The organism is Bacteroides sp. 2_2_4 (assembly GCF_000157055.1).
Lineage (GTDB): Bacteria > Bacteroidota > Bacteroidia > Bacteroidales > Bacteroidaceae > Bacteroides > Bacteroides ovatus.
The window spans coordinates 54,464-71,213 of the sequence record NZ_EQ973357.1; the positions used below are offsets into that span (position 1 = coordinate 54,464).

The following is a 16,750-nucleotide window of genomic DNA, read 5'->3' on the forward strand; positions in this document are numbered from 1 at the left end:
GAAATCGTATCATAGGTTGCGGGATGCGCTCACCTTGAAAGAAGGTGTCTTCTCCTCACGGAAAGGGGAACAATACCAGATACTGTCCCCTTGTTGTTTTACCGGGTTGAACCCCATACGCCGGAGATAATCCTCCAACTGAATGCTCTTGGCTTCTTCAATGTTCATTGTGTAACGGATTAAATTAATGACTCTTTTTAGAACGGGAATCCTTTAGTATCACCCACTGCAACGGATTCTGCGGCTTCCCGTTTTTTCTCAGTTCAAAATGCAGATGGTTGCCGGTCGCTATGCCGGTATGACCGACATTGCCGATATGCCGACCTATGCGTACATCGCTCCCTTTCCTCACATGCAATTTGCTCAAGTGTGCATACAACGTGGAAAAGCCGCCCGCGTGCCGGATTTCGATGTACCAGCCGTAACTGCTGCTATACCTGGCTTCAACGACTTTCCCGCTTCCTGAAGCATAGACCGGCGTGCCATAGGGTGCGGCAAGATCCACTCCGGCATGGAGTATCCTTTTCTTTTTCACCGGATGCATCCTTATACCGAAACCGGAAGAAACGGCATACCTCCTCCGACTTTCATTCAATGGATACAGAATAGGATAATCGGCCAGTACGGTAACCGGCAACCGGCTGTCTCATATGAAAGACTTTCACTGCCGGGCAGAGTGGATACGGTAGATGACAGCACTGAGTCCGGCTTTATATCCCTTTGACGGGGACTGTGCAAAAGCCGGACATGACAATAAGTGACAGAACATGACAATTAATAACAACTTCCTCATAATCAAACTATTTAATGACAAAGATAGTAATTTTACCCTCGTAAATGATTCATTAATCTTTAAAATTAACGTATATGAACGATGTGAATTTAGCTCCTGAAAACAAGGAAGCAACCCCGGAACACGGGTATTTGATGGCGTATGACAAGAAAGAGCAGAAAGCCAAAGGTGTAAAAGGAATCGCAGCGAACGGAGAGCTGGAAACGCTCGAAGCTAACGAGGCGAACAGGGACCAGTTTATCAAAGTGGACCAACGTGGAAACTTCTTCACCAACTTCGGGAAGAATTTTCTCTACCAGTACAATAATCCCGGTCGTTACTCCCTCTACAACATGCCGAAGGAAACGCTCGTAGAGCAGGCCAAAGAAAAGATCGAAGCGGCGCAGGAACCACAGAACGAAGCAGTCAGAAGGGAACTGGCTTCGACCAGGGTGTATAATAACCATCGCTTCAACGAGCGGGAAGTGAATTGGGAACAGGCCGCCAAATACGGCATTACCCCGGACGGACTGAAGAACGCAAAGGACAGCCTCGAAAGAATGTTGCAGGGAAAGACTTCCGCTATCGCTTTCCGTGTGGCAAAAAATTCCGAGCTGGGGCGTGAAAACGGGGATGCCAAACTCTCCCTGTTCCGCGACGAGAACGGAGCTGTCAAGTTCGACATCCACTACATCCGTCAGGCTCCCAAGATCGGGGAAGACTACAGGGGACATGTCCTGACGGAAGAAGACCTCAAGGCCCTGAACCAGACCGGCAATCTCGGCAAGGCGGTGGATGTAGTCATTGACTACCGTACCAAAGAAACCAAATCCTGCTACCTTTCCAAAGACCCGGTGACCAATGAATTGTTCCATATGCCCGTAGAGCAGGCACGCATTCCGCGTAAGGTGAAAGATTATACGCTTTCTCCGAAAGAATACGATGCTGCCGTGCGCGGTGAGGAAGTACCGATCCGTTTCAAGTCTAATAATGGAAAATTTTATGCCACCTCCATCCAGATGAGTGCCGCCGAGCGAGGGGTGGAATTCCTCTGGGAAAGAAGCACCAAGAAGTTGGAAGAGGCACAGAAACAAGGTCAGGAACAAGACGGAAGCCAGCAGCAGCCCCATGCACCGGTACAAGTAGCCGGAAAACCCCGGAAAAAAGAGGAAGCCTCACAGCAAGCGGAAAAGAAACCGCGTACCCGTAAACCGTCCATCACACCTAAAATGTAAGAAAAATGGCAACCTATATTTCTGATGATCCCAAACTATTGGACGAGCTTTTCAGGAAAGACGGTGAAGGCCAGCTCCTTGTCGGTTATGAAACCGGCAAGGAGAAACCCCATGCAGAATCCTCCTATATGCTTTATCCTGCCAATCCCGACAGGCAAGACCCTGTCTATACGTTTATGGCCTTGTTCAGCCAACAATCGATAAAAGCCAAATACTCCGCCTTCGTACCGAATACCCGTCTGGAAATCTATTCATTCCCGAAGATGACGGATGTACCGGCTATCTCCGGAGATATTTCCAAAAAGGAATATATCAATCAGGTATTACTACCCTATATCCGGGAAAAGGGACTGGCTCCTCTAATAAGTACCAATCTGAGAAATGTCCTGTTTGCGCAGTCACGCAGCGATATCCTCATGATATCGGGAGAACTTCCGAAACTGACCACACAGCAGTTGGACGAGCTGGTCCATTTTCATCAGAAGCAGGATGAGCTGGCTGCCAGGTATGATTATAATCCGGTTTACAAATTACCGCTGCATGCTGTGGAAACGTCCAAAGGAATCTTGTTTTTCAGTGATACCAAAATGGGACGGGAGGGATTGAAGAGCTTTTACCAACAGTTATCCGGCAATTATTTCTGGGTTCATGGCGAACCCGGTCCTGTCAGGCAATACAACGTCAACTGCCTGTCCGACGATATCTGTCCTTTGGTGGATGCCTGCTACCGGAAGAATCCCCAAAGCGGAAAAGGGGAATATGATTTTGATAATGCTGTATTCTCAAAAGAGGCTTTCCGTGACAGGAAACAGTGGAAACTGGCGTTTGAAACGGACATGGAGCCGAGCGCTTCTGAATTTCTCCGCCTGAATGAATTTGCCGGATGTCCTGCGAGCCGTAACAATGCGGATATCAGCAAACTGTTGTATCTGATGGAGAACGGATTCAAGCGGGATATAATAAATGATCCCGATTTCGGATACCGGAATGTCTTTCAGGAGTATGTCACCCGGATAGACGACTGTATCAACGGACAGTCCTCGGGGCCAGATTCGTCAGATGTGCTGGATGACATGCGTTGGAAAGCGAAGAATATCCTTCTGACGGATTTCGATGTCCGTGGACACCGTACATTGGAAAGGACACTGAATGACAGGAGCGTCCCGTTTCTCATCAATGGAACCGATGCCGGCGAAGCCATGAGGCAAGCCTTGCTGGAAGGAAAGTGGATCTACTGTCCCCAAATATCCAAGTCAATGCCAGATTTACATTTCCTCCATGCCGAAAAGACATGCAACCGGGTAATGGCATATACCAAATCTCCCGTAAACAAGACCGTGTATCAGGAGAAAAACGGCAAAATCATTCCATATGTACCGGCTTTGAAAAAGGTATCGAAAACGAAAAGGAACAATTCCCTCAAAATGTAATGATATGAAGCAACCTGAACAATCCTATACAGCCATAGAGACAGCCCATGGCTTTGTGTTCTTTACTGATACGACGGAAGGACAGAAAAACAGGCAGGACTTTCTGCAATTTATGGCAGACCATTACTTCGATCCCCATTTCAATCTTGGTCCGGTAAATGTTTACCGGGCAGAAGGAGTCCTAAAGGATGGATCCTATGTCAATCCGGGTGAAGGCCTGTACCCGGAATATGCTTACCTGCAGATGGATAAGACACCGGAAATGGAGCTGGTCTACCGGAATGAGATGAAGCCGACCTGGGAGGATTTCGGTAGTTTCTGCCACAATATGCATTGTACCAGCAGCCATCGCAACCGTAATATCGCTGATATTTTGGAGGAAATAGAAAGCAAGGACCGTAAATTACTGGAGCTTTCCAAACAAGGTACAGCATCGGATATCCGGCAGCAGATAGAAGAAACCGGCCAGGATAAAGCCTTGCTGGACAAACTCCTCAAGCAGTATTACGATGTGCGTGGACACCGGACTGTTGGGAACATCCTCCGCGACCCGATGGAATGTGTCACCGTAGACGGTGTCCGGCTCTTTACCCCTCACCGGCAAGTATTGGCGGCAGGGCACGGACTCTTCCTGCCGGGAGAGGCAAAAAGCAACCCGTCCCATGCCTATGCATGGATAAACGGGGATTTCACCCGGATCGTATTTTCTAAGGATCCTCCTGCGAACAAACAGGTGTTCAAAGTGAAAACAGTCATCGAAAAGGCTTTGAATAAAAAGCAGGACGTGAAAAAGAAAAGAAATACCCACCCTAAATTGTAGAAATATGGACAAGAGAAACCAAATGGAAAATCCTTTTTTCGATCCCGACAAGCCGGGAAGTATTTTTGTCGGTATGGACCGTTACCATCAGTACTCTCCCCACCAGCCCCGAAATGCCCTCACATTCATTCAGAAAGGAGATGCGGACAGCCTGTTCCGCAAATTCCTGATTGACAATATCAAGGAAGCGGAGTGCTGCCCCTATATTCCGGATACGGAACTGCTCCGGTTTGACCTGGCGAACATGAGGCAGGTTCCACCGGTAGATACCCATACCCCTTTCGAGGAATATATCAGCAAGGAACTGCTGCCGTATTTTCAAGAACACTGCATTCCCCCTGCCAAACGCATTTCCCTGCGTGATGCGGTCTATACCTATAAATACAAGAATGAACCGGACGGCGGCATATTGAAGAAGTATCTCATGCAGGAACCCGCATACTTGGAGTTTCGATTACAGCAACAGGAAAAAAGGACATTGTACCGGTGCCAGCCGCGGTACACATTCCCCTTAAAAGTGGTGGAGAATGACTTCGGATACCTTATCTTTTCCGGTAACGAGATCGGCAGGAACGGATTCAGGGAGTGCATCCGGTACATCACGGACCATTACTTCGACCCGCACTACGATACCGGCCATCTGGCCGTCTACGACAGTACGTTCATGGACAAGAACCTGGTTCCTCTCATAGATGCCGCTTACAAGCCGTGCAAACCGATGGAACTGGATTATTCCTTCGATTTTTATCCGGCATCCTATATCGGTCTTGACGAACTGCCCAAAGAATTCATCGACAGTTTAAAACCGGTATGCTACCATTCGATGGAAGCGACAGCCGGGGATTTTATAAAATTCGCCACCGACTGGCATTTCAATAAGGATACGCAGGTTTCCATCAGCCGGGAGAACCATGACATTTACCGGCTGCTGACCGTCATGCGTAACGGTTATATGAATATTCATGAACAACCGTTTACCTATTTCAATGAACTGCTGCCGTATGCCAAGGAATTTGAAAAAGTCACGCAGGTTAAATCTGCCGGCGAATTCGATACGGGAAAGTTCAAGCGGTTGTCTACGGAAATCCGGAAGGCTGCCGATGGAATTTTGAAAAGGGATTTCGATGTGAGAGGGCACCGTTCCCTTGAGAATATGTTGAATGACTCCACCGTTACCTTCACCGTCGGAAGCCGAAAACTGAATGAAGTTCAAAAGACGGCACTGGCTTCGGGATACGCACTGTATCTCCCGGAAAACAACAAGGAGGCGACAAGGCATCTCCTTTTTTGCAAGGCTGACTTTGAGCAGGGCAGAATTGAGGGTTCCTCCAAGCCCTTCGGCGTCAGGACATACGTGATAAAGGACGGACTGCTCTGTCCGCTGCCGGAAGAGAAGAATACCGTTAAAAAGACTGAGAATAAGAACAGACATAACAATAACCGTTTAAAATAAAGCGATATGATACCTAAAAGTCAGATGTACCTCGGAGCGCGGATTGTAGAGAACGATCCGGAAGAGGAAACTCCCGTTGTTCCCTATAAAGGAACAGTAACAGCCATTGAAGAAACCGGAAAAGGGGAACTGGATTACTTTGTCTATATCCGGCTGGATGATGAGTCCATGAAACAAAAAAGAATCTCCCTTTGCTGCCCGGACAAGATCATGACCTGTTTTCCATGGACTATAGACCTGGAAGAAAAACAGAAAATGGAGCAGAAAATGAAGAATAAAAAAGTTCCCGACCCGTCGAAACGGCATAGACTATCTTAATCAACCATTCATCTAAACCATAAAATAATATGAGTACATACATTGGTTTCAATTTGAACAGCAACAGGCAGATTGAACATTTCCAGACCATAGAGAATCGTTATGGCATCAATTCAGATGGCGGCAAATTTCTTTTCGGGCAGGCAGAACTGGCCTTGAAAGGCTCCTACATTCCTAAGGAAGAAGTCTATTTAATACCATATCAGGGTGCTGTACAACCGGGGAACATTGAAAGGTTCATCAAGGACATGACCCATAACGGAGGACTGTCTTGTGCAACTCATTTCCCATTGCGGGATATCGCCTTCGTTTACGAGAATACATCTCCTTATGGCATCCATAATGTGGATAGCATCCAGAGAATGCTTCAAAAGGCCAAAGACAATCCCCTGCTGAAAAAACAACTGAACGCTTACCGCGCATTCCATCAAGAAAAGGAAAAAGATATCTACAACAGGGTGATTACTGCAATAAATACGAACCAGGGAGTCCTGATGTTCAATGATACCGGCAGGGGGATACAGTGTGCGCAGAAATACCTGCAGCATATTGGCGATAATTTCTTCTCGCCGGTTTACAGGGATGCGGATAAACTGCAAATATATTATTTCAGCACTTCCAATATCAATCTGATCAAAGAGGCGTCAAAGTGTTCGAACATGTTTGAACATGGCTTAAAAAAGATATACCTTCCCCAAAAGGCTCATTTCCTGGATTCAAATATGATAGCCAACTATACCCCGGCGGTAGAATGCAGCATGGCTCCCTCTTTGGAATGTTATAACCAACTGGCCGAAAAGTTGAATCTGGGCAAGAGCCAGAAGAATTATAACATAGGCGTACTCGACCGGATCTGCAAGACCGGGCAAATCGGGAATTTGGAAAAAGACAGCCGGTTCAACCATCAAAACAGCTTTGTCTCCCTGGATGAACGGATCAGGCTGTCTTATGTGGGGAAGCAGGATGGCACACTGCTGAAAAATGCACTTGAACGGACCATCAAGGATACGGCAAAGAGAATCCTACAGACGGACTATGCGGTACGGGGCTATGAACCGCCCAAACAGGAAAAGAAAAAGAGTAGAAGTATCACCATGTAACTATTTTAAATTTCAATCGTATGCAAAAGCAAGAGATTTCAAACATTATGATTTTCTTTGTTACCCAGGACTTGGAAGGGCAACCCCGACAACTGGAGATGCACCTGATGCCGGAGAAAGAAGTATCGATGATGAATCAACGATTCACCGAATACCTCCAGCGGCAAAGGGAAATGTACAAGCCGTCCCTTGTCCAAAGCCACTTGCCGGATCTTTATCTGTGCCGCTACCAGTTTCCGGCAGGAGTAAGCTACCCGGATATCCGGCTCTTTGACAAGGATAACAGCTTGGTACAAAAATTCATCACCCGGAACGGAGGAAGCATGCAGGGCAATGTCTCATTGCGCGGACTGGAATACCTGCATTCTCACGATGAAGAAAAAAGCCTGCCCATGCTGGTAGCCAGCGGACTTGCCGACCACCTGCTTGTACAGCCGGAAGCCAAACGGTTCGCGCTGGCACAGGATACTCTCCACGACGATCCGTCGGAAACCCTGACCGCCGTGGAAACCGCCAAAGGAGTGCTTCTGTTCGAATATTCCGGCTTTGGAAAGACATGCTGCCATGCCTATATGCAACATCTGGCCGACCGTTTCTTCATTACGGACGAAGAGAAACCGGAGTTTGTCAACCTGTACAAGCTGACCCGTCCGGACGCAGAAGTGGTAAAGGCATTCCAAGCATCTCCCAATGCCTTCTCCTTATATACAAACTCTTTTCTGCCGGAGAAAGCACAATATCTGGATGCGACTATCCTGCGGAATGCCCGGCTGGACAGGAGCCACCGCATAGAACCGACATTCGATGCCTATGACAAGTTTGCTTCCTCCTATAACGTGCTCCCCAGTATTGCCAATGCCCAGATACTCCGGTTACTATCCTTACAGGAAACCGCAGGAATCTATGGGATAGACTATACAACCAGAAGGATTCCGTTCATACACAAGAATTCTTTCAACTCCCAGTTCAATGCGCTGCAGAATATTCCGGCTGAAAATAAAGGCGGACAGGAGAAGGTCAAATCACAGATCCGGGATCAGGCGGCCTATATCCTGAAACGTGATTACGGGCTTATCCCGGACAGCCTGCAAAACAAAGAGATAGACCCCATCATTTCCCTCCAGACTCCCAAAGGAGCCGTCTACCTGCCCGCCACGGATGAAGGAGCCATCTATAAACAGTGTTACCTGCAATATCTGGCTGACCGTTTCTTCACTCCGGAAGTACAGGCTCTGGGACGAATCAGAGAATTCTATATTTCCTGCCCGAACCATAGCACGGAGCATTACATGCAGAAGCATCTGGACCTTTTCCGGTCCAATCCTTTCTACGGGCAGCTGGCGAAAATGCCATTGTATCCGATAGAGCAATCCGAGCTGTTGAAGAAAGGCGGCTATCCCATAGAGCCGACATACCATGCATTCAAACAGTTTACGGAAGATTACCGGCTTTCGGTAACGCCGGAGAATGCCGAGATATTCACCCTGCTCTTTATACGGGAATACGGATTACCGGCTGATTTCAATACTAATGAAAGCTATAAGGAGTTCACCCACAAAGGAAATTTTAAACCGCTGGATCAAGAAATGTCCGAACTGCAATCCAAAAAGGGATATAGTGAAAAGGCATTCTACAATATTCAAAACAGGCAGCAGCAACTCGCGGACAAGATACTTGGCCTGAGATACAGACTGACCTGTCCTCCGTTGCAACTGACCGGACCGGCGGCTTCGGAAAAGAGAAAGACGGCTTCCCGTCAGAACAAGTCACATAATCCCCGCATCTAAAACTGATTATCATGCCTGCATGGATGGAAAAAATAAAAGATACATTCACCGCTAAAGCGGATTTAAAGAGCCTGTTTATTGTGTTACAGCCGGATAATCAAGTCTCGACTGTCATGGTCGTGTCGTATGTTCCGACGGATAAGGACTCTTTTCAGGTATTTATGGATCTGACCGCCCGGATTGCTATGGATCAGAAAACCATACCGGATAACTTATTGCTGCATTTTGAGGGAATACCTGCTAAAGATATTCCTTTCACCAGCGAACTACCGGCGAAAGACAGTGAGAAAGCCCTCAGTTTCATCGCCTCTTACGGAGGCATCACTGAAAACAACTCCGTACCTTTACGGAAAGCGGCTTATTTGAGAGCATGCCAAAGGGAACTGACGGCAGAGAATATCCGGGATCTGGACTACTCACCAGCTTATAAGTGCTTTATTGCACACGAAGATGCGATGGAGAAGATTGCGGCAGGAAAGCAAGCCAAACAGTTCTACACCATAGCTGAAACGGAACAAGGTGTCCGCGTATTCAATGACGGACTTTCCGGGACTATAAAGTTTCGGGATTACCTGCAATCGACAGCGGACAATTTCTACTCAAGCTCTTTGCAGGATGTGGAGTCATTGAATATTTACCGGATAGAAACCGTCTCCCGCCGGATGCTGGAACTCTCCAACGGGAATCAGACCACCATGCCGCAGGCCGGGATGGAAATTCTGGCGAATTACAAGCCGTCCGTCACTTTCGACATGCATCCTACGGGAGAAAATCTCAACCGGTTTGTCACAGCCGGCGCATTGGAACTCTCTATCCGTAACCGGAACATTATGACACTTCAGGACATAGCAGCCAGAGGATACGCCTATTTACCGGCAGACGAATCGTTTGCCTATAAAAAGGATTTCTTGTTTGTGGAGAAAGGTATCCGTGAGATTACCCGGCAAAAGGAATTGTACCGGGATTATCCTTTCCGGCAGAAGATGGATGAATTACAAAATGCTGCCAGGTCATTGGCGCAAACACTGTTAAACAGGGATGGAGTCCGGAAGAACTATCATCGGGTAAGCCCGCCTGTTGTTGTTTCTAAGAAAGGAGAAGCTCAAACAGCCGAAAAACCGCAAGACAAGCCCGGACTGTCCTGTGGCAATGAAAAGAAAAAGGTCAAGACAAAAACCGCTTCCGTTAAAAAGCAGGCGAAGCCCAAATTATAATGCATATGGAACTGATAAATAATACATTCATTCCCGAAAAAGAGATACCACGTAGCCGCAGGGCTGCCGGAAGGAAAGCATTCCTGCAAACTTTCAGAAACCTGTTTACCAGCCGGAATCATTTCAGGAGATTCATGGATACTTACCGTTTCAACACGATCCGCTGGAGCGCGTCCAACCTCCACGAACCCTCATGGGGAAAACGGATCGGATTATTCTTTCGTACCAAAAATCCAATCGCTATCCTCCGGGATGATTACCGGAGCAATCGCAGTAATCTGTTGAATAAATGGGAAACGTCCAGCCTGAACCGTATCCAGATGGAACTGGTCCGAATGGGTAGTATGCCTATTCAGAATAAGGACAGACATACTTTCAAAGCTCTGAACAGCATTGAAAAGAAAATCAAACAACTGCAGGAATATGAAGGATGTCCCGATATGAGCCATGAAAAGCAGCTTCTGGCAACATACAAGTACATTCTTTCTTCTCCTTTTGACCGGAAGTTCGGAGGATTGCCACTCGATGAGATTTGTGGGATGCTTCAGCAGAACGGACTGTCTGAATCAAACCTTCCTTACCAAAATTACGAAGGAATCCTCCAGGGCCGTGAAACAGTCATGTACGAACTGGCAACCGGAAAGAACGGGGAGAAATACCTCCAACCGGCAGATCAGGTGAAACTGAATGCGGGAATGTCAGGAATCTCAATGGATTTAATCAGCCGTTTTCCGGCAAAGGAAATACCCCTGCCGAATCTGACGGAAAGCATACAAGTATCGGAAAAGAAAGAGAAGCTCTCCATTCCCAAAGAACCGAAGAAAAGGGTACGGAAAGAAAAATCAAAGGTCAAGAGTGTAAAAATTAAATAGTCATTCATATTAAAAAAGAAAGTAACATGAAAACAATTTGTATTTGTGAGAAGCCCTCGGTGGCACGCAGCATTGCCCGGGTCCTGGGCGTAACGGAGAAACAGGAAGGATACTTGAGTGGGAACGGATATGCCGTCACATGAACTTACGGCCATCTGTTGGCATTGGCCCTGCCTCAAGACTACGGCATTGTCCATGTGGAAAAGGAGATGCTGCCTATTATTCCCGACCCGTTCAAACTGGTTGTCCGTCAGATTAAAACCGAAGATGGATACAAGGCTGATCCGACGGCTCTGAAACAATTGGAAGTAATCCGTAAACTGTTGGGTCAGGCTGATCAAGTGATATCCTGTACTGATGCAGGGCGGGAAGGAGAGTTAATTATGAGATATGTGCTTGAATATCTGGGATATCATAAGGAAACCAAACGCTTGTGGATATCTTCCATGACAGAAAAATCGATACGGGAAGGATTTGATAGCCTCAAATCAAGTAAGGAGTTTGACAACCTGTACCGTGCCGCTAAAGCCAGGAGAGAATCAGATTGGGTCGTCGGTATGAATGCCAGCCTGTCTTTGAGCATGGCTGCAGGCAAGAGTAACTATTCTCTGGGAAGAGTACAGACACCGGCACTTGGCATGATTTGCCGTCGATATCTGGACAACAGGGATTTTATAGCCAAACCCTATTATCTGCTACAGCTACGGACAACGAAAGCAGGGAAAGAACTCGTCTTAACCTGTACCGGGAAATATGATACACCGGAAAAACTCGATGTGGACCGTAAAAAAGTGTATGAAGAGACGACAGCCAAAGTGGTGCAAGTGGAGAAGAAAGAGGTTCCAGAAGAAGCTCCGCTACTTTATGACCTGACCGCCCTGCAACGAAGTGCCAATACCAAACTCGGACTGACCGCAGAACAGACGCTGAACATTGCTCAAAAATTATATGAAGGAGGCTACATTTCGTATCCCCGTACCGGATGTAGCTATATCACAGAAGACATCTTCGAACAAGTCCCTTCCCTCATCGGCCTGCTTAAGCAACATCCCCGTTTCACATGGCATGCGGAAAACCTCTGTAACCAGCCTTTAAACCGGCACTGTGTGGACGATAGCAAGATGACGGACCATCATGCGTTAATCATTACGGAGAACTATCCCCAGAGGCTTTCCCTTGACGAGCAGAATATCTATTCCATGATCGCGGGACGCATGTTGGAGGCTTTCTCCGGCAAATGCCTGAAAGAAACGGTATCCGTACAAGCGGACTGTAACGGCGTTCTTTTCGGGATAAAAGGAAGCCAAATCAAAGTTCCGGGGTGGAGAGGCATCTATAACGAACCTAGTGAGAAAGAAGAAGGAAGTCTTCTGCCCGAATTTCAGGAAGACGAAATATTGCCCGTGCTCGGTATTGATACATTGGTCAAGAAAACCAAACCGCAGCCCATATTCACTGAGGCAAGCCTGCTTGCTGCGATGGAAGGTTGTGGCAGAACATTGGACGATGAAAAGGAAAAAGAGGCAATGGAGGATTCCGGCTTGGGTACACCGGCTACACGTGCCGGAATCATCGAACTGCTCATTGCCAGACACTACGTGGAAAGAAACGGACGGTCACTGATTCCCACTCCCAAAGGACTGGAAGTATATGATATTGTAAAAGAGAAGATGATCGCCAACGTGAGCATGACCGGAGGGTGGGAATGCGCCTTGCATGAAATCGAAACCGGCAAAGTTTCCACGGAAACATTTACTCAGAGCATCAATTCCTATACCCAACAAATCACCTCGGAACTGCTTGCCCTGAAACTTAACCATCCGGACTTGCCACATTGTAACTGCCCCAAATGCGGAGCAGAAACGATTATCGTCTTTAACAAGGTCGCCAAATGCAGCGATCCCAATTGTGGGTTCCTGTTATTTAGAACGTTCAACGGCAGGGAACTGACGGATAATCAGATGCTCCTGCTGCTATCGGGGAAACGTACCGGATATCTGAAGTTTACCAGCAAGAAAGGAAAGAAGTATGAGGCATCACTCGAGCTGGATGACAATTACAGGATTGAGATGACTTTCAAGGATAATAAACCTAAAAAATAAAGAAGCGACTTATGAAAAAAGAAATGGAAGAGATACCGGATGAACTGAATCCGGACTTAATGCTGAATACGATTGCTTCCGAACTGCTGATCAAGATAGCCAAAGGGGAGATTGATATCCAGAAGCTGGTCAGGAAACAACTCTCGGACAGGGGAATCGATGACCAACGGAACTGGATAGGACCGGACAAGGCAAGAAAATATTGGGAGAAATATAAGATGCCTGTCTAAACCAAGTCAGTCAGGATAAGAAGATAATTGCAGGTTATTCAATCCGTTTGTAGGCCAGCCTGCAAATACCGGATCTGAAACATTTGTTCCCGGTCATTTCCCATGAGGAAGGACCGGGAATTTCTGTAAACAGACGTATGCCGTCCCCTTGGATATACGGTGCGACAAAAAGGATGATTTCATCCACCAACCAGTATCTGAACATGCTGCTTATAACGGAAATTGTATCCGGAGCCGCTTCTATGAAATAAATACCTTCATTTTTCTTTTTCCATTGTGTCAATGAGATGAAAGATACATCCGGCCCGAGAGTCTGTGTAGCACGTTCCCGTATTTTGGTGAGGCCATATTTGTTCGGATTATCCCACAAAGGGGAAGAAACAGTCCTGTCGAAGAGGTATCCGTCAAGAGTAGTGATTGCAAGTAATTGGAGTTTTGCCATAAGTATAATATTTAACCTATAAATATTATTCGGCAGAAGTATTTGAGAAAGCGTGGCCTTACCCAACTCCAAGACGGAGGTTCTGGTAAACCTATGAATAGTAGCTGTGTAAGCCACGCTATGACAAAGCATAGCATAAGCAATACACAAAAAGCCTCTATTCATTGAAATTTACCAGATTTCCGTCTTGAGACATTCTGCGAATGTTATGTCTATATCTAATTGGAAGGCTATTGCCTGCCATTTAAATCTATATTTCGTTCCAAAGATACTCATATTTCTGATTTCTCCGAAGAAATCCATATCATAAAGAAATGTGGCAGGGCAAAAAAGGAAAAAAGATGAAAGAGTTACCATTTGTATAAGGGATGTCGGATTTCACGACTCCCCCGTTAAATAAAAAGTATAAGAAAAGCTACGCTGACAAAAAATGACTATTAATGACTATTAACGACACTGGAAACTAAACGATTGATTTATAGTAATATTCCCTTTATCTTGCACCCAATTTCATTATTCACAATTTAATTTATAAATCATGGAACTGACAATTATCGAAACAAGTGCTTATCAGGACTTGAAGAAACAACTAAGTATGCTGTCCGTGCAAATGATGGACTTTCAAAAGAAAATAGCCCCCGTAACACCGGACAAGTGACTGGATGCGCAGGATGTGTGCCTGGCTCTCAATATTTCCAAAAGGGCACTGCAGACTTACCGGGATAACGGGCTGATTCCTTATTCTAATATCGGTGGAAAATTCTTTTATAAAGAAGTGGACATCCAGCAAATTCTGGAGGAAGGACTAATCAAAAAAAGAAAATAAAGAGTATGGCAGACATTATCACTAAAGATTCGGAAGAGTTCAAGGAACTTACCGGATGGATCAAACGGACAGGAAAAAATCTGGAGGCTGCTGCGGCACGGATACGTCCGACGATTGCAGACGAACATTATCTGAGTGGAGATGAGGTATGCCGGATGCTTCATGTTTCCAAGCGTACATTACAAACACTACGGGATGAAAAGGCAATACCTTATACCTCAATTACCTCTGTCGGGGGTAAACTGCTCTATCCGGAAAGCGGGCTATACGAGGTACTAAAAAAGAACTATAAAGATTTCAGGCGTTACTTGAAATAAGCAACCTGCCTGAATACGAAAAACACCCTTCAACATTTGCTGAAGGGTGTTTTTTCATACTTATTCTAATTGGCCAAGCGATACACGGAACCAATCTTGTCGCACATCCTATCCGTATCTTCCCCAACCTTCGGATTGATCAGTTCAGCATAGACTTGTGTGGAAAGAATCGATTTGTGTCCTAATACTTTTTGCAAAGTTTCTAACGGCATGCCTTTCAATATAGCCAAAACTGCAAAGGTATGTCTCCCGATATGAGGGGTGATATTTACATTACAATCACACTTTTTCCCTAAAACCTTAAAACTACTTTTCATGGTTTCATAATCACCGACGGGGAAAACGCAATCAGGAGAATCTTTCTTTTTGTTATCACCCTTATACTTTTCTACAAGTTCAATTGCTATAGGTAATAATTTCACGACGTATGCTACGCCTGTTTTTATACGGTTTCCCATGAGCCATGTGCCACCATCAGAATCTGTATGGATATTCTTATAAGTAATTGCTTTCAGATCTGCGAAGGCGAGGCCTGTGAAGCACATGAAAAGTAGCATGTCACGCATAGCCTGCTGACGTTTATACCTCAATTCTACATGTATAAGCCTCTGCAGTTCTTCTTCAGAGAGAAATGAACGTCTTTTATATCCCGGCTTACATCCAAAACCCGTGAAGGGATGAACTTTTATTAAACCTTTCTCTTGAGCGATATGCATTAGCCATTTCATGGTATTAACACGTCCGAATGCTGTAGAACTGGCCGAGCCGCATGTGCCCAACATCCAATTATAATAGTCTTCAATAAAATCTTTGTCAAGTTCATCAAGTGCAATGTCCTCAACATTCTTTTTGTCTTTCAAAAAAAGCAATGCGCTCTTATAATCGGCTACTAAACCAAGATAGGTGCTTTTTGCCTTTTCCTTGCCTACTTTCTCCTTGTATGACTCAAGCTGTTCCCTGAAAAGCTCCATAAGGGTGTGGGAATCTTCTTTAAAACCGACATAGCGGCTATAGACTTTCTTGGCTGTGACAAAACTGTCATGATCGCATATGTATTGGTAATGCTTGGCAATTTGGGCTTTGGCATTATCAAGTTCCTGGTTTAACATTCTAGCTTCTTCGGATTTCCCTTTAGCCCTATTAGCTTTGGCGTCCCATAAAGAAATAGACACCTCCTTCTTACAGCTAAAGCAAGCTGTGGTCTTGTTGATGGTAATACGTCCCATTACAGGTACTTTACCATTCTTAATCGATTGATTTTTAGTGTAAAACAACACTCTGAATGTACTTCTCATAACTCAACTTTTTTAGTTACAAATTTAATTACTGTTGAGGTATTTGAAGTTATGAAGAATAATGCAATATATTGAAAACTAATGCCTTATATCCGATTAGTAGGCAAATTGGAAGAGGTAACAGATAAGTAACATAACTCACTCCCAAATATGCTCTATTTAGCTTTATTCACCACATCCGATTAAAACATTAGTTTTATAACTATTTGAATTTTAATAGGTTTGCACTATATTTGCGCATCTTGAAAAAACACTTTGTTTCGTGCCTCGAAACAGATTGTTTCACACGTTGAAACAGATTGTTTTGCGCCTTGAAACAGATTGTTTACCGGCATGAACAAGACATTTGATGCATGGATTCTACAAATTACTACATAGTCTTCTATAAATATGCCAAGATTCTTACACACGAGACAGCGTGTGAGATAAAGGTATCTTACACACATCTGCAACCGTATCTTGCACTGCATAAAACAATTGTATATCAGCTAATTGAATCCGATTAGTGTAAGGTGCAAGATGTTTTTGCATTTTCAA

The 16,750-nt window shown here is 45.5% G+C and carries 18 protein-coding genes; 13 read left to right on the forward strand and 5 right to left on the reverse strand.

The features are described from left to right. Positions 1-9 precede the first annotated feature (9 nt). From BSCG_RS29900 to BSCG_RS30755, 3 genes are read right to left on the reverse strand one after another with little or no spacing between them, the layout of a single operon-like run. Complete coding sequence (locus BSCG_RS29900; protein WP_004311895.1) at positions 10-168, reverse strand: hypothetical protein; 159 nt, start codon at positions 166-168, stop codon at positions 10-12. A 16-nt stretch (positions 169-184) separates the two neighbouring features. After that, a complete protein-coding gene (locus BSCG_RS0127325; protein WP_008771124.1) occupies positions 185-637 on the reverse strand; it encodes a M23 family metallopeptidase in 453 nt (150 codons plus the stop codon). Positions 638-661: 24 nt separating this feature from the next. Continuing rightward, entirely contained in the window at positions 662-793 is a 132-nt protein-coding gene (locus BSCG_RS30755) for a hypothetical protein (RefSeq protein WP_008775202.1), read from the reverse strand. A gap of 74 nt (positions 794-867) precedes the next feature. Here BSCG_RS30755 and BSCG_RS21070 point away from each other — a divergent pair, with 74 nt between their 5' ends. From BSCG_RS21070 to BSCG_RS21020, 11 genes are all read left to right on the forward strand, one after another. Next, positions 868-2,007 (forward strand): DUF4099 domain-containing protein, encoded by a 1,140-nt coding sequence (locus BSCG_RS21070; RefSeq protein WP_008775203.1) that lies wholly within the window; start codon positions 868-870, stop codon positions 2,005-2,007. A 5-nt stretch (positions 2,008-2,012) separates the two neighbouring features. Continuing rightward, positions 2,013-3,437 (forward strand): DUF6047 family protein, encoded by a 1,425-nt coding sequence (locus tag BSCG_RS21065; protein ID WP_008775204.1) that lies wholly within the window; start codon positions 2,013-2,015, stop codon positions 3,435-3,437. Positions 3,438-3,441: 4 nt separating this feature from the next. Next, positions 3,442-4,257, forward strand: a complete 816-nt coding sequence (locus BSCG_RS21060) for a DUF6047 family protein (RefSeq protein ID WP_004311891.1) — start codon at positions 3,442-3,444, stop codon at positions 4,255-4,257. Positions 4,258-4,261: 4 nt separating this feature from the next. After that, positions 4,262-5,710, forward strand: a complete 1,449-nt coding sequence (locus tag BSCG_RS21055; RefSeq protein WP_004318628.1) for a DUF6047 family protein — start codon at positions 4,262-4,264, stop codon at positions 5,708-5,710. A 6-nt stretch (positions 5,711-5,716) separates the two neighbouring features. Continuing rightward, positions 5,717-6,028: a hypothetical protein gene (locus tag BSCG_RS21050; protein ID WP_004311889.1), complete on the forward strand. Its 312-nt coding sequence runs from the start codon at positions 5,717-5,719 to the stop codon at positions 6,026-6,028. A gap of 29 nt (positions 6,029-6,057) precedes the next feature. Further along, positions 6,058-7,128 carry a DUF6047 family protein gene (locus BSCG_RS21045; RefSeq protein WP_004311888.1) on the forward strand — a complete coding sequence of 357 codons (1,071 nt, stop codon included), beginning with the start codon at positions 6,058-6,060 and terminating at the stop codon, positions 7,126-7,128. 20 nt (positions 7,129-7,148) lie between these two features. Beyond that, positions 7,149-8,915 carry a DUF6047 family protein gene (locus BSCG_RS21040; RefSeq protein ID WP_004311887.1) on the forward strand — a complete coding sequence of 589 codons (1,767 nt, stop codon included), beginning with the start codon at positions 7,149-7,151 and terminating at the stop codon, positions 8,913-8,915. Positions 8,916-8,926: 11 nt separating this feature from the next. Next, positions 8,927-10,129, forward strand: a complete 1,203-nt coding sequence (locus BSCG_RS21035; RefSeq protein WP_008775205.1) for a DUF6047 family protein — start codon at positions 8,927-8,929, stop codon at positions 10,127-10,129. After that, positions 10,129-11,001, forward strand: coding sequence for a hypothetical protein (locus BSCG_RS21030; RefSeq protein ID WP_008775206.1), 873 nt, complete (start codon positions 10,129-10,131; stop codon positions 10,999-11,001). The genes BSCG_RS21035 and BSCG_RS21030 overlap by 1 nt, the downstream gene beginning before the upstream one ends. A 209-nt stretch (positions 11,002-11,210) precedes the next feature. After that, positions 11,211-13,103 (forward strand): type IA DNA topoisomerase, encoded by a 1,893-nt coding sequence (locus BSCG_RS21025; RefSeq protein ID WP_005680137.1) that lies wholly within the window; start codon positions 11,211-11,213, stop codon positions 13,101-13,103. An 11-nt stretch (positions 13,104-13,114) separates the two neighbouring features. Continuing rightward, positions 13,115-13,333 carry a hypothetical protein gene (locus BSCG_RS21020; protein ID WP_004318621.1) on the forward strand — a complete coding sequence of 73 codons (219 nt, stop codon included), beginning with the start codon at positions 13,115-13,117 and terminating at the stop codon, positions 13,331-13,333. A 34-nt stretch (positions 13,334-13,367) separates the two neighbouring features. Here the strand turns inward: BSCG_RS21020 and BSCG_RS0127330 are convergent, their stop codons facing one another. Further along, positions 13,368-13,775: a deaminase gene (locus tag BSCG_RS0127330; protein ID WP_004311882.1), complete on the reverse strand. Its 408-nt coding sequence runs from the start codon at positions 13,773-13,775 to the stop codon at positions 13,368-13,370. A gap of 658 nt (positions 13,776-14,433) precedes the next feature. Here BSCG_RS0127330 and BSCG_RS21015 point away from each other — a divergent pair. After that, the gene (locus BSCG_RS21015; protein WP_008771129.1) at positions 14,434-14,601 is read left to right on the forward strand and encodes a helix-turn-helix domain-containing protein; all 168 of its coding nucleotides are present in this window, start codon (positions 14,434-14,436) and stop codon (positions 14,599-14,601) included. 5 nt (positions 14,602-14,606) lie between these two features. Then, entirely contained in the window at positions 14,607-14,918 is a 312-nt protein-coding gene (locus BSCG_RS21010) for a helix-turn-helix domain-containing protein (RefSeq protein ID WP_004311879.1), read from the forward strand. 65 nt (positions 14,919-14,983) lie between these two features. Here BSCG_RS21010 and BSCG_RS21005 read toward each other — a convergent pair whose 3' ends face one another. Then, on the reverse strand, positions 14,984-16,213 hold the full coding sequence (locus BSCG_RS21005) for a site-specific integrase (protein ID WP_004311878.1): 1,230 nt from the start codon (positions 16,211-16,213) through the stop codon (positions 14,984-14,986). Between the last annotated feature and the right edge of the window lie 537 nt (positions 16,214-16,750).

What these genes read in the sequence shown, in the direction of transcription:
- BSCG_RS29900 (WP_004311895.1), bottom strand. Translation starts at nt 168, where the DNA reads ATGAACATTGAAGAAGCCAAGAGCATTCAGTTGGAGGATTATCTCCGG.
- BSCG_RS30755 (WP_008775202.1), bottom strand. Translation starts at nt 793, where the DNA reads ATGAGGAAGTTGTTATTAATTGTCATGTTCTGTCACTTATTGTCATGT.
- BSCG_RS21070 (WP_008775203.1), top strand. Translation starts at nt 868, where the DNA reads ATGAACGATGTGAATTTAGCTCCTGAAAACAAGGAAGCAACCCCGGAA.
- BSCG_RS21065 (WP_008775204.1), top strand. Translation starts at nt 2,013, where the DNA reads ATGGCAACCTATATTTCTGATGATCCCAAACTATTGGACGAGCTTTTC.
- BSCG_RS21060 (WP_004311891.1), top strand. Translation starts at nt 3,442, where the DNA reads ATGAAGCAACCTGAACAATCCTATACAGCCATAGAGACAGCCCATGGC.
- BSCG_RS21055 (WP_004318628.1), top strand. Translation starts at nt 4,262, where the DNA reads ATGGACAAGAGAAACCAAATGGAAAATCCTTTTTTCGATCCCGACAAG.
- BSCG_RS21050 (WP_004311889.1), top strand. Translation starts at nt 5,717, where the DNA reads ATGATACCTAAAAGTCAGATGTACCTCGGAGCGCGGATTGTAGAGAAC.
- BSCG_RS21045 (WP_004311888.1), top strand. Translation starts at nt 6,058, where the DNA reads ATGAGTACATACATTGGTTTCAATTTGAACAGCAACAGGCAGATTGAA.
- BSCG_RS21040 (WP_004311887.1), top strand. Translation starts at nt 7,149, where the DNA reads ATGCAAAAGCAAGAGATTTCAAACATTATGATTTTCTTTGTTACCCAG.
- BSCG_RS21035 (WP_008775205.1), top strand. Translation starts at nt 8,927, where the DNA reads ATGCCTGCATGGATGGAAAAAATAAAAGATACATTCACCGCTAAAGCG.
- BSCG_RS21030 (WP_008775206.1), top strand. Translation starts at nt 10,129, where the DNA reads ATGCATATGGAACTGATAAATAATACATTCATTCCCGAAAAAGAGATA.
- BSCG_RS21025 (WP_005680137.1), top strand. Translation starts at nt 11,211, where the DNA reads ATGCTGCCTATTATTCCCGACCCGTTCAAACTGGTTGTCCGTCAGATT.
- BSCG_RS21020 (WP_004318621.1), top strand. Translation starts at nt 13,115, where the DNA reads ATGAAAAAAGAAATGGAAGAGATACCGGATGAACTGAATCCGGACTTA.
- BSCG_RS0127330 (WP_004311882.1), bottom strand. Translation starts at nt 13,775, where the DNA reads ATGGCAAAACTCCAATTACTTGCAATCACTACTCTTGACGGATACCTC.
- BSCG_RS21010 (WP_004311879.1), top strand. Translation starts at nt 14,607, where the DNA reads ATGGCAGACATTATCACTAAAGATTCGGAAGAGTTCAAGGAACTTACC.
- BSCG_RS21005 (WP_004311878.1), bottom strand. Translation starts at nt 16,213, where the DNA reads ATGAGAAGTACATTCAGAGTGTTGTTTTACACTAAAAATCAATCGATT.